The 12864-nt window shown below is 61.3% G+C and carries 10 protein-coding genes; 1 reads left to right on the forward strand and 9 read right to left on the reverse strand.

Features of this window, described 5'->3' with window-relative positions; all coding sequences use genetic code 11:
- Nucleotides 1–111: 111 nt before the first annotated feature.
- The 9 genes from LAN61_02305 to LAN61_02345 form a co-directional block, all read right to left on the reverse strand.
- Nucleotides 112–2451, reverse strand: a complete 2340-nt coding sequence (locus LAN61_02305; protein ID MBZ5539330.1) for a molybdopterin-dependent oxidoreductase — start codon at nt 2449–2451, stop codon at nt 112–114.
- 24 nt (nt 2452–2475) lie between these two features.
- Nucleotides 2476–2940 (reverse strand): (2Fe-2S)-binding protein, encoded by a 465-nt coding sequence (locus LAN61_02310; protein MBZ5539331.1) that lies wholly within the window; start codon nt 2938–2940, stop codon nt 2476–2478.
- 95 nt (nt 2941–3035) lie between these two features.
- The gene (locus LAN61_02315; GenBank protein MBZ5539332.1) at nt 3036–3923 is read right to left on the reverse strand and encodes an FAD binding domain-containing protein; all 888 of its coding nucleotides are present in this window, start codon (nt 3921–3923) and stop codon (nt 3036–3038) included.
- Nucleotides 3924–4036: 113 nt separating this feature from the next.
- Nucleotides 4037–7096 (reverse strand): TonB-dependent receptor, encoded by a 3060-nt coding sequence (locus LAN61_02320; GenBank protein MBZ5539333.1) that lies wholly within the window; start codon nt 7094–7096, stop codon nt 4037–4039.
- A gap of 113 nt (nt 7097–7209) precedes the next feature.
- Complete coding sequence (nrfD, locus tag LAN61_02325) at nt 7210–8118, reverse strand: polysulfide reductase NrfD (GenBank protein ID MBZ5539334.1); 909 nt, start codon at nt 8116–8118, stop codon at nt 7210–7212.
- A gap of 34 nt (nt 8119–8152) precedes the next feature.
- Nucleotides 8153–8767 (reverse strand): 4Fe-4S dicluster domain-containing protein, encoded by a 615-nt coding sequence (locus LAN61_02330; GenBank protein ID MBZ5539335.1) that lies wholly within the window; start codon nt 8765–8767, stop codon nt 8153–8155.
- Nucleotides 8768–8793: 26 nt separating this feature from the next.
- Nucleotides 8794–9081 carry a MoaD/ThiS family protein gene (locus LAN61_02335; GenBank protein MBZ5539336.1) on the reverse strand — a complete coding sequence of 96 codons (288 nt, stop codon included), beginning with the start codon at nt 9079–9081 and terminating at the stop codon, nt 8794–8796.
- 9 nt (nt 9082–9090) lie between these two features.
- On the reverse strand, nt 9091–11610 hold the full coding sequence (locus LAN61_02340; protein ID MBZ5539337.1) for a molybdopterin-dependent oxidoreductase: 2520 nt from the start codon (nt 11608–11610) through the stop codon (nt 9091–9093).
- Nucleotides 11611–11612: 2 nt separating this feature from the next.
- Nucleotides 11613–12101, reverse strand: a complete 489-nt coding sequence (locus tag LAN61_02345; GenBank protein ID MBZ5539338.1) for an Rrf2 family transcriptional regulator — start codon at nt 12099–12101, stop codon at nt 11613–11615.
- A 104-nt stretch (nt 12102–12205) separates the two neighbouring features.
- Between LAN61_02345 and LAN61_02350 the strand changes: the two genes are divergently transcribed.
- Nucleotides 12206–12859 (forward strand): PAS domain S-box protein, encoded by a 654-nt coding sequence (locus tag LAN61_02350; protein MBZ5539339.1) that lies wholly within the window; start codon nt 12206–12208, stop codon nt 12857–12859.
- The last annotated feature ends 5 nt before the right edge of the window (nt 12860–12864 follow it).

Genomic DNA, 12864 nt, shown 5'->3' on the forward strand with positions numbered 1-12864 from the left:
AATTCAATCTTCTGAAGTTTCTCCACTCCTTCGACCGTTCGGAGTGGACGTCCTATCCGCGCCACGCCTCGTGCGCGAGGTTGCACACCGGAATCAGACTGGCCGAAGTGCTCAGGCTGGCTCGAGCTTCCCGAGTGCCGCCAGTATTTTTTCAGGGGTGATGGGCAATTCGCGCACCCGCACGCCGATGGCGTTATAGACGGCATTGGCGATGGCCGGGGCGGGCACAATCAGACACGGCTCCGCAAGAGACTTGGCGCCGAAAGGCCCCGTAGGCTCATCCGACTCGACCCACAGGCACTTGATCTCCGGGGGCATTTCCAGGGCGGTGGGCATCTTATAGTTGAGGAAATCGGAGGCCAGGCACGCACCGCTGGAGCGGTCGAAGACCAGATTCTCCATTAGCGCGTAGCCTATGCCCTGCTGCAATCCTCCCTCCACCTGCCCTTCCGCTCCCGAGGGGTTGATGACCTTTCCGATGTCGTGGGCGTAGGCAACGCGAAGAACTTTGACCTCTCCTGTCTCGGTATCCACTTCGACTTCGACGAACTCCACGGCGGAGGGGGAGGGATTGGAGGTGGGAGCCAGACAGGCGATGCCCATAATGGTTCCCTTCTCTTCGAGCGGGGTGCGTTGCATGCCGTCGGGCACCATGTTGACGCAGGGAGATTCGGCGCGCTTCACGACGTCGGCAAGCGACATTCCGTTTGCCGGCGCACCTTTCACCTGCACCCGCCCGTCGACGATCTCCAGATTTTCGGGGGTGGTGTTCAGCAAACCGCTGGCCACCTGGAAAACCCGCACCTTGGCCGACGCGGCTGCGGCCTTCACCGCATTACCCGCCGAATAGGTGACCCGGCTGGCGTGGCTGGGGGCATCGAAGGGGACGGTATCGGTATCCGCATAGGTGACCCGGATGTCCTTGACCGCTACACCGAGCTCTTCGGCGGCGATCTGGCTGAGGACCGTGTTCTGCCCGCAACCCATATCCACCGTAGCGATGGACACGTTCACCGTGCCGTCCGTGTTCAGCTTGAGGACGGCGCCGGAATGCTCATAGATGTCCGGGAAGCCTACGCAGCCGCTGACCCACAGCGGTTGGCAAGCGAATCCGATGCCGCGTTTTTTCGTGCCGTTGCCGGCGCCGGCCGGGAGCCGTTTGGACCAGCCGATCTGCTCCGCACCCTTCTTCAGGCAGTCGGCAAGGCGATAGGTGGAAAGGGTGAAGTTGGGGTCGAAGGGGTGCTGCTCGCCTTCGCTGTGGGCATTCTTCAGCCGAAACTCGATGGGATCGAGCTTCAGCTTGTCGCAGATCTCATCGATCTGCGATTCGACGGCAAACGCGGCCTGCGGCGCGCCGTAGCCGCGGAACCCCCCGCCGATGATGTTGTTGGTGTAAACGGTCATGCCTTCCCATTTCTGATTCGGACAGCGGTAGGGGAGGAGAAAACCGAAGAAGCCATGGACCATGAGAACGACGGCGCCATGCGTGGCATGCGCACCGGTGTCCAGAATGCTCTTGGCGGAGCGGGCGATGAAGGTGCCGTCCTTCTTGACCCCGGTCTTCATGTGCACTTCGAAGGGATTCCGGGCAGTGGTGATGAAGTCCTCATAACGCGAATGCTCGATGCGCACCGGCCGGCCGGTCTTCAGGCTCAGCAGCGCGGCCACCGGTTCCAGGAAACCCATGTCCAGCTTGCCGCCGAAACCACCGCCGATATATTCCGGCTTCACCGCGCGCACCTTGCTGATGGGAATGCCCAGGGCGAAAGCCAGCTTTTCCCGCAGGCCGAAGATGTGCTGGGTGGAAGACCAGATGGTGAGATTGCCGCTGGTGTCGCTGTCCACGACGCAGACCCGGGGCTCCATATAGCAGGTGTGCACCCGCTGCGTGCGGTAGGTGTTCTCGAAAACGTAGTCGGCCTCGTCGAAACCTTTCTGCAGATCGCCGAAGCTGAACGACGGATTCATGACGACGTTGCTCGGCGCGTGCTCATAGATCTGCGGGGCGCCCGGTTTCATGGCCTCGGCCGGATCGAAGACGGCGGGGAGGGGCTCATAATCCACGCGGATCAGCTCGAGCGCTTCCTCGGCAATCTCGGGCCGTGTGGCGGCCACCGCGGCCACCGGCTCACCGGCAAAGCGGACGGTGCTGGCCAGGATCAGCATGTCCCGGACCATGCTCGCGGCATTGCTCGGCGAAAAATAGACGGGGTGATACTTGATCTGCGGCACGTCCGCAGCCGTGAGGACAGCCTTCACGCCCGGAAGCTTCTCCGCGCGCGAAGTGTCGATATGGAGGACGCGGGCGTGCGGATGCGGACTGCGCAGGAGCTTGGCGTGGAGCATGCCCGGCAGCCGGAGATTGACGGTATAGCCCTTGCCCCCGGTGACCTTATCGTAGGCATCCGTCCTGAGAACGCTGTGGCCGACAATCTTCAATCTGGACATGATCCGTCCCCCTAAAAGAATCCCTCAACGGCCGGATGCGGCCATGCGAATCGCATCCACCGTCTTGTGATAGCCGGTGCAACGGCACAGGTTGCCGGAGATGGCCTGGCGGATCTCCGGATCGCTCGGTGCACGCGCACTCGAGAGAAACTCTTTGGCGGCCATAATCATGCCGCTGGTGCAATAGCCGCACTGGACGGCCCCCGCCTGAATAAAGGCTTCCTGGAGCGGATCAAGCTTGCCGGCCTTTGCCAGTCCTTCGATGGTGATGATCTTCTTGTCCTGCGCGGCCATGGCGAACACCATGCAGGAATAGACAGCGCGGCCGTCCAGCAGGACCGTGCAGCAGCCGCAGCCTCCGGAATCGCACCCCTTCTTGGGGCTGAACAGACCGAGCTCTTCCCGCAAAACGTCGAGCAGCGTGGAAGAGGCCTCCACTGCGAGTTCGTGACGTTCCCCGTTCACTTCAAGAATCATCGGATGTTTCATGGTTCGCTCCCCGTCTGCACGCCTTGTTCTTTCCGCGCCGGAAAATCATTGCCGCACCACCGGCAAATTTATTGCCCGTCCGCCGCGCACCGGCCTCAGGCGATCGTCAGGCCCAAGCGTTCCGCAGCCCGCAAAAGTGTCCTGCGCAGATAAACCTTGGCCACCGCCCGCCGGTATTGTCCCGAGGCCCGGTGGTCGGAAACCGGATGAATGTCCGAGGAAACCTTCTGCGCCGCGCTCTCGAACAGGGCCCGCGAGGGGCGCTGCCCGTTCAGCACGGCTTCGCAGGACACCGCGCGCACCGGCACCTTGCCCACGCCGCCGCCCATCACGACGCGGGCATCCCGGCACAGGCCGGACTGGTCCAGCGTGAGGCGCACTCCGGCATTGAGCAGAGCGAGATCGTTCGAATTGGTCTCCAGCTTGAGGAAGGCGCTGGCCGAACGCGCAGCAGGCTTGGGCAAGAGCACGTCGGTGAGGATCTCGCCCTTCTCCAGGGAGTGCTCGAAGTAGTCCACAAAAAACTTTTCCAGGCCGATCTCCCGGGGACCGCGCGGCCCCAGGGACTTCACGGAACCATCGAGAGCCATCAGGGCCACCGGCAGGTCGAACAAGGAGTAGGCGCTGGCCACGCACCCGCCGACCGTGGCCAGATTGCGGATTTGCGCCGGCGGATACTGCAGAGCATCCCGGAGCGCGCCGAACTCCGGCATCTTCTTGACCTGGTCGGTCTCCGCCAATTCCCGGAAAGTGGTCATCGCCCCGAGAGCGATGCCGCCGTTCTCCGCTCGCACATACGAAAGTCCGGCTTTTTGCAGATCCACAAGAAACTCGACCCCGGAGCCCAGCCCGCGGGCGAAGAGGCCATGCAGGAAGGTTCCGCCCGCCAGGAGCACCGCACGGTCGCCATGTCTGGCGAGAAGCTCCACGACATCGCGCGCGCTTTGTGGCCTGCAGAATTCCTTGACTCCCGAGATGCCCATCCTGCCCTCCTCGCGTAGAACACGGCCCAGCCATGCAGCCGGCAGTCCTTCTATCCGGAAGCGGCAGCAGGCATCCGGCCTGCCGCCGCCCCGGCCATCCTCCGCTTTACTTCCTAGAAGCTGAACCGCAGGGCGAACTGGAGTTGGCGCATGTCGCCAACGCTGCGCGGCAGGCCGAAGCCTGGCTGCGCGCCCTGCACGCCATCGCCGTAGTGCTGCGGTATCGGCCCGATGAAATCCGCATTCGCGTAGATGTTGTCCACATCCAGCACATTGACGCGGTTCAGCAGGTTGAATATCTCGCAGCTGAACGTCATCTTCACGGAGTGCTGCGAGACCTCGAAGGGGAAAGCGCGCTGCATCCGGATGTCAAAATCCCGGAACGCGTCGCCCCTGTAGGTATTCCGTCCCAGCAGTCCGACCCGGTCGGAAAAGGGGAAGCCGTCTCCGTTGGAGTCGAATCCGACCAGGACAGACTGATAGCGAGCGCTCTGCACCGTCGCCGTCAGCGCCAGGCTCCAATCTTTCACCGCGGCGTTGTGGAAGGGCGAATCGCCCAGCGCGGTAAGGATGAAGCGATGGGGAACGTGGTTGTCCGAAATCCCGTGCTCCAGGTCTCTCCGCAGGTAATTCTGCGGGCCGGTGGCGAACTGGATCGTGGTCTGGTTGTCGATGGACTTCGACCAGGTGTAATTGGCATTTATGCTGTAGTGGTTCTTGAAACGCTTATTGAACGTCAGGAATCCGGCGTGATACATGGATTTCGCATCCGGGGAATCCAGAAAGGCAAACCCGAAGTTGGGGTCGGCCAGCGTGAGCGCCTGCTTGCCATCGGGCAAGGTACCGTTTGGCGCGGCGTTGGCGTTGCCGAAATAATGGATCCGCAGCGCATGCACGTAGGAGTAGCCAATCGACATCTGCATGTCCGCTCCGAGGCTGCGTTCCACCTGCAGGCTGGCATTTTCCGAATAGGGATTCGGGAAGTGCTTGGTCGTAAATCCGTGCGAGAACCCGATTAACTCGTCCGGCGCAGGATAGGACCCCGTGCTGGTGAAATTCGCGAACGCCGTCGCCGCCGGTATCCCGCCGGGGCCGGGGAACGCCACGCCCACCGGGCCGAACTCGGCCAGGCCGACGAGGCTCTGCGCGGGATTCACGAAGGGCCCCACCAGCGGATTGTGCAGGTAGCCGGTGATCGGTCCGAACGCCGTGGTCGTGCCTGTCAGCTCGCTCCAGTTGAAAGGGCCAAAATAGATGCCAAAGCCCCCGCGCACCACGGTTTTGTCGTTGAAGGCATAGGAGAAACCAACGCGCGGCTGCACGTCGCGCCAATCCTGGTCATACCAGTTGCGATCGTGGAACGGCCGGGTCTCGAAGTCGTAGCGCAGCCCGTAGGTCAGCGTGAGATGCGTGATGGGTTGCCATTTGTCCTGCAGGTAAAAGCCGGCAATCTGCCGTGTAAAGTTCGCCGAGGACGCCTTATCGAACGCGTCCAGCATCGACTGCGGCAGCAGGCTGGCCTGCCAATCCGTGCCCCGCGGCAGCAGTTGCTGTCCCCACAGCGACCTCGGCATGCCGAAGTAGAACACCACCGCGGTCGGCTCGGTGAACGGTGGCAGTCCGAAGTAGCTTTCCGGGGAGAAGACCGACACCGCCGGCGTGAACATCGGCGATTTCGTGGAGTCCCAGATCTCGTGGAATTCCCCGCCGAATTTCACCGTGTGCTTGGAATACGTCCGGGTCATGTTCTGGCCAAACTGCAGCCGCGTCTCGCGATAGAAAGTAAAGCTTCCCACCGGGCCGCCGGATTGCACCAGATTGGGGATGGCCATGAATGGTTCGCGGCCGGCGCCCACCGGATCCAGATGGAAAGTACGGCGAGCGAACTGAAACACAGTATCCCCCGTGAGATTGGGGGAGAAGGTATGAATCAGGTTTGCCGCCAGCGACTGATCCCGGATCGGATTGTCCCGAAAGGTGCTGGGCAAACCCAGCCCCGGAGGCGCGCCGGGACTGTTGGGATTGCGTTCGTCGGAGAACAGATAACGCACCGCCAGCAAAGTACTGCCGGTGAACTGATGGTCCAGCTTGCCGATCAGCTTGTCGTAGTCGTTCACCATCAGGATGGACCCCAAATTCTCCTGCGACAATCCAAAGAACTGCTTGGTGGCGTTGATCCCCCCGATTGCCGATTGAATGAACGAAGAATAGCGCGGCGACTGCGCTCGTCGCTGCCCCTCGTAACCGGTGAAGAAGAAGGTCTTGTCCTTGACGATGGGTCCGCCCAGGGTGCCGCCGAACTGATTGAGGCGCAAAGTGTCCATGCCTGGCACCGAGAGCGGATTGCCGGCATCCAGGGCGTTATTGCGGAAATATTCGTAAACTGTACCGTGCATCACGTTGCTGCCCGAGCGCGTGACCGTGTTCACGATGCCGCCCAGTGTACGGCCCACTTCGGAATCGTAGCTGCTCGTCACCACGCGGAACTCCTGCACCCATTCCTGCGCCGGGGAACTCCGCTGCAGGCCGGAAAGACTGGTCGTGTAGTCCACTCCGTCGAGGGAGATGAACACCGAGTGGGATTCCCGCACGCCGGCAAAGCTCAGCTTGGGCGTTTGCTCGGTGAACGGCGCCTGGCTTCCGACGGAAGTGCTGTTTCCCAGGGTTACCTCGGGGGTCAGCATCACGAAGTCGATGAAGTTGCGGCCCTTGATCGGCAGGTCCACGATCTGGCGCTCGCTGATCACTTCGCTAACCTGCGACTTCGTCGGCTGGATGCCTTCCTCTTCTGTGGCCGTGACGGTCACCGCGGCGGCGGCGGCTTCGACCGCCAGTGTTATCGTCAAGGAAGCGCTCTGCCCCACTTGCATATGCAGCGTCTTCGCCGCCGGCTTGAACCCTCGAAACTCGACGTGCAATTCGTACTCACCCGGCGGAATGTTCGTAATCCGCCCGACCCCGTTCTCATCGCTCTCCGTCTGGCGTTGCAGTCCCGTGCTTGTGCTGGTCAGAATGATCGAGGCTTTCGAGATCGCACCGCCACTCGCATCCTGGACGGACACCGACAGATCCGCGAGAGTTTGGGACTGAACTGCGGGTGCATACAGCGACAAGCACAAAAGCAAAAGACAGGCACCCCAGGTCACATAGCCGGGAAATAGCCAACGATTCATATGCGTCTCCACGTTTCGATTTTTTTGGTGCAGTAATTCTGTGTCAAGCCCCCCAGGTGTTTTCCTTGGCCCACTTGCATTGAGAAACGGCGAAATAGATAAAACAGGATCGGTCAGCCGGCCTTGCCCTGGCTATAAGCGGGCGCGGTTTGCGGAGCAAACAGCCCGGACTTCAGCATCAGCATCATCATCGAAAAGTCGCCGGCCAGTTCGCAGGCGGCGATCAGCAGGACCAGCCAGGAGGTCTGCACGCTGTCGTGCAGCAGCGAAAGAAGCAAGGTCGCCACGATTCCCACCAGCACAACGAGTCCCAAGAACAAACCCGCATAGCGTCCCCGGAGCCACTGCCGCAGCGTTTCGCGCGCCGCCGGAAGCGACCGGTTCATCCGCAACAAATAAATGCCCAGGAGGAAGAAGTTCGCGACGAGCAGGCCATGTTCGAGCGTCGGGAGAATCTCCGGAGGAACCTCTCCCCGAATCTCGTGAATGGTCAGGGACATCGTGATGCCTCCAAGGGTGGCGTACATGAACAACAAAAGCGGCAGAAGCAGCGTCCGCCAAAACGCCACTCCGGCGGAAGATCTCATGAGGAAGCCGTCGTAGCACGCAATGAACAACGCGGAAGCAGCGGCGAGTGCGTAGGTCAAGTTGGCGGCCCATTCCGGGAAGTGAAGCAAGGGCGAGTGCGCACGGAGCAAAACGCTCAAGAAACCGGTCACCGCAAAGACGCCCGTGGCCCAGATTCCGCGGGCAATCCAGGAGCGGTCCGGCCTAGCGGCGGCGCGCAGAAACCGCTCCGGCCGCCCCAGAAAGGCGAGATGCGCGCTGTTCTTGCCGACGACGACGATTAGGACACCCGCCAGCATTCCCACAACGTGCCCCGTCAGCAGCGAGACCAGAAATAATCCCCCGCCCACACCGCCGAGGAAAAAGGCGGTTCCGATCAGCCAGTTCCAGAACGTCTGGCGGTGGTATCCAAAGGCGAACCGGTGTGGCGCAATCAACAACTCTCGTGTCGTCATATCGTTTCTCCGCTTCAATCCCCGGATCGGCACGCTATTCGTCGAGGTAGTACACGTTGGGCTTTGTTTCGTACTCCGGCAGCAAGATCCAGCTTTTTCTTTCCCGGACGAGGCGCTGCAATTTCCCGTTTTCCTCATCCCAGTCTCCGAAAATGCGGGCATCGGTGGGACAGGTCACCACGCAGGCCGGTTCCAGGCCCTCATCCACGCGGTGCGCGCAAAGCGTGCATTTGATGTTGGTGCCCTCATCGAAGTCCGCAAACTTGAGAACTTCGAACGGGCTGATGCCGTCGCTGCTGTACCCGTGTTTCAGCAGTCCGCGCTCCACAAAGTGGCGGTTCATGTACGGGCAGGCCACGTTGCAGGCGCGGCAGCCGATACACTTCTTGTGGTCCACCATGACAATGCCGTCGGGGCGGATGTAGGTGGCGCCGGTGGGGCAGGCCTCGGCGCACGGCGCATCCGAGCAATGGTTGCAGAGCACGGGCAGGAAGGTGCGCTTCGTCCGGGGATAGACGCCGACCTCCTGGGTGACCACGCGGGCGTAGTGAATGCCCTCAGGCGTCCCGTTTTCTTGTTTGCAAGCCAGCGTGCAGGCATTGCAGCCGATGCAACGCTTCAGATCAATCACCATGCCCAATCGGGCCATTGCAGCACCTCACAGAGTGATACCCGTTAACCGCCTGCCAGGCTGCGGATGATCGCCAGGGTCACGATCTCCTCGCCGCCGTGCAGTTGCTTATCCAGTTGATCGGCTTTCAGGCTCAGTCCATCCACCACGATGGCAAAGTCGGTTCGCAGTTTGCCGTCACACACCAGGCTGTCGTAAAGGCTGCCGCCGTCCCGCGTTGGCAACTGGCGCAGCAGGTCGGCGATCGTGGTGCCCTCAAACTCCAGCGTTTGCCGGCTGAATCCCAGCATCTTGCGGGTCGTTCCCAGCGCGGCGATATTGGCAATCGGCATAATGGCCCCTTACGCTCCCAGGCGTTCCACGCGCACGCGCGCCGTGGATTCCAGCCCGCCGGTTGCGCTGTCGGTATAGCGCATGGATCCGGTCAGCAAGCGGTTAAAGTGGCTTCCCTTTGCCCGGACCCGTTTATTGTTGACGACCTGCCGGGTGATGGTATTGCTGACCCCCAAGACCTGGGGATGGATGCCTTCCACGACTTGCGCTGCCCCTTCGATGCTTCCCGCCGGGGAAGTCAACCGCACCCGGTCACCCGTCTGGATGCCCAGTTTGTTGGCGGTGGCGGAATTGATCAGGATCCCGCCGTGAATGGAATCTTTGTCGCTGACTTCCGAAAGCCAGGGCATGACCATGGTGTCCGCGAAGGTATGCAGGCTTTCCTTAAAGGTGATGGCGTAGTACTCGTACCCCGCCTTTCCGTCCTCGATCACCTGCGAGTTCTTCCAGAACGGCAGCGCCTGGTAATTATCGAGCGGCCAGTCTTTCATGCCCACCTCGGAGAGCTTGACCCGCATCTGATCTCCGGTGCGCTTGATGAACTCGAAATAGAAGGGGATGCGCAAGCTGCCGAAGGGCAGGTAGGTTTCCTCCGGGGTGCGGTAGCGCACCGCGTGGCCGTGCACCTTGAACCACTCCAGCCCCTTGTCGTCCCCATAGATGCTGCGCGCGTAGCGGTCCCAAAACTCGTCCACCGTGTGCCGTTTGTCCGGATCCAGCAGATATTTCGGCTTGGCCGCGAAACCGCAAACCATATTCAGGAAATCATTCCAGTCGTCCCGAAAACCCATGCGCTCGGCCAGTTCGGTGAGCATTTCGTAGGCGTCTCGGGTGTCGCCGAGAGGCTCGACCACGGGCTGCCGGAGCGCGTGGCCCGTGACGGCAGGCGGCTCGAGACAATTGAGCAGCGTGGATTCCAGGAAGGTGCGGTCCGGCAGGAAGACGTCGGCCCACTGCGTGGATTCCGTCTCTTGAATATCAATCGCCACGACGAACTTCATGCGCTGGAAGATCTCTTCGATTTTGTCGGTTTCCGGCATGTTCCACCACGGATTGGAGTGGTAGAGCAGCATGACCTCCGGCCGGTAATTCAAGCCGAAGCGCTCCGGATGCAGCAGCGTTTCCGCGTTGAGCTGCCCGGCGTCGAAACCGATGGGGAACCACTCCATCAAGTGCGTGGAATCCGGCGGGTACTTGAATTCCGGCGCAGGATGCAGTTGGTGCGGTTCGGGCTTGAGCATGCCGTCTTCGCCGGGGCTCACGAAGAAGCCGCGGTGATCGAGAGGCACGCCCAGATGGCCCCCCGGCACGTCGATGTTTCCCACCAACATGTTGAAGAGCTTGTACGTCACATTGTCAAAGAGGCCGTTGGCATGGGATTGCGAGCCGCGATAGTAATTGAGCGCGGCGGGCCGATACGGATAGGTCTTGCCCTGGATTTCGACGGTGGCGCCGATCTGCGCCGCGTCCACGAACTCCCGGGCAATCCGGCGGATGGTCGCGGCCGGGACGGTGGTGATCTCGGCCATCTTCTCGGGTGTGTTCTCGAACAGGATGTCCTTCCACATCTGGAAGCCAGTGCGCACGCTCATTCCCTCATGGGAAAAAGTTCCCTCCAGCGCCATGGATTCGCCGGGGACGCCATCCCAGGGACGCGGGGCGTTGACGCGCAGATCCCAGACCTGGGCTTTGCCCTCGCTATCGCGCAGGAAATAGCCGTCGGCCTTCACCAGGTACGGGGCATTCGTGCGGTCGCGCAAAAAGTCGCGGTCATAGCGGTGCAGCTCGTGGACCAGCACATGCGCCATGCCCAGGACGAAGGCACGATCCGTGCCAGGAAGCGCCGGAATCCATTCGTCGGCCTTCGCAGAAGCGACCGAGCAGCGGGGATCGAGCGAAATGACCCGCATCCCGCGCATGCGCGCATCGGCCATGCGCTTGGCGCTTCCGGAAAGATGCAGGTGGGAGGAGAATCCGTCGCCGGAGCCGATCTGAATCCAGTAGTTGCAATGTTCGTAATCGTTGATGGCGGCGAAGGAACCGTCCACGCTCCCGTTCACCGGATGATAGGAGCCGCCGCAGTAGTTCCCCAGGGAGGTAAAGAAGTTGGGCGAGCCAAACACCGCAGGCCAGCCCCAGAAAAGAATTCGCTGGAAATCGCCGATGGCACAGAGCAGCTTCCGCGGATCCTCCTTCCGGATCTTGCCGAATTCCCGTGCGACGATCTCATAGGCCTCGTCCCAGCTGATCTGCACCCAGCCCGGTTTCTCGTGCAGACCTTTCTTGGGGTTCGTGCGCTTCATCGGATAGAGCACGCGGGTGGGATCGTAGAGGCGGGCCAGGCCGGCGTTGCCCTTGGGACACAGCTTGCCGAGATTGTCGGGATTCGTCGGGTCGCCTTCGATTTTGACCGCCACGCCGTCCACCACCTGCACCTTGATGCCGCAGCCATGCAGGCACATGCCGCACGTGCTGAAGATCCAGCGGCCCGTGCTCGGGGGAATCGGAGTGCTATGCATCGTCGCCATGGTCATTCTCCTCGTTCCGTTCGACGAAACGTCTGTGCAGCGCCGGCCGAATTTCCCAAGCTGCCAGCGCTGTCCTCATGCCGGCGCATCCGCACCAGATCGGCTGCGGTCAGCTTTTCGAAGTACTCCAGCAGATGCCCGCGAACTACGGCCCAGGATTCATGAAGTTCGCAGGGATGGGTGCTGGAGCACGGCCGGTCTTCCAGCAGACATTCCTGGAAGGGTTCGCCACCCACCGCGCGGACGACGGTGAGCAAGGAAATCTGTCCCGCGGGGACGGCGAGTTCGTACCCCCCGCGGAGGCCTTTGCGCGAGCGCAGCACATGGTTATGGCACAAAGAAAGAAGGACTTTGCTCAAAAAGGCGGAAGGGATAGACTCGCCTTGGGCGATCTCCTTCTTCCCGGTAAGTTTCCCGATGGGCTGCGCAGCCAGGTAGGTAACCGCGCGCAGAGCGTAGCTGCATGGCCGGGAGAGGAGTGAAGTAAGCATAACTAGAGGACCTTTTAATCCATTACGCGGATTCTCTACACTTTGTCGGCCCAGTCAATCGGCAGTTTGACTCAGTGACCGGGACGAATGTCACGGAGCCGCTCATGTTGGAGAGTGAACTCTTCTCGCTTCTGGAAGGCACCGCCGATGCGGCGTTCACGGTGGACGAGCAGGGCATGATTCGCTCGTGGAATCGCGCGGCGGAGAAACTCTTCGGCTATCCCTCTTCCACGGTTCTCCAAAAGCCTTGCGCCAGTCTGGTCCAGGGCTATGGTTCACAAGGAAACATCGTCTGCAAGGAAGACTGCAACGTGCTGCAATGCGCGGCTGCTGGCCGGGAGACGGAGAACTACGATCTGCAAGTCATCGGCCGGGGCGGACGCCGGCTCTGGGTGAACATTTCCATCATTCTCTTTCGGGATACCCGCTCCGGGCGCCGCTTGCACATCCACTTGGCCCGCGATATCACATCGCGTAAGAGGAAAGATGAACTAGCGCTGAAAGTCCTGGACGCCGCGAAGGAATTAACCGCGCTGCCGGAAAATCCTGGTGCGCTGGCCCCGGTTTCCCCTCTGACCGTGCAGGAGAAACGCGTGCTGAGCTTGTTCTCCGAGGGAAAGAGTCCGCAACAGGTGGCTCGCACGCTGAGAATTACGGACCGCACGCTGCGCAATCACCTGCATCACGCCAACCAGAAGCTGGGGACACGGAACCGTTTGGAAGCCGTGATCCACGCGGCAAAGCGCGGGTTGATCTAACTGCG

The sequence above is a fragment of the Terriglobia bacterium genome (assembly GCA_020072785.1).
Lineage (GTDB): Bacteria > Acidobacteriota > Terriglobia > Acidiferrales > UBA7541 > Acidiferrum.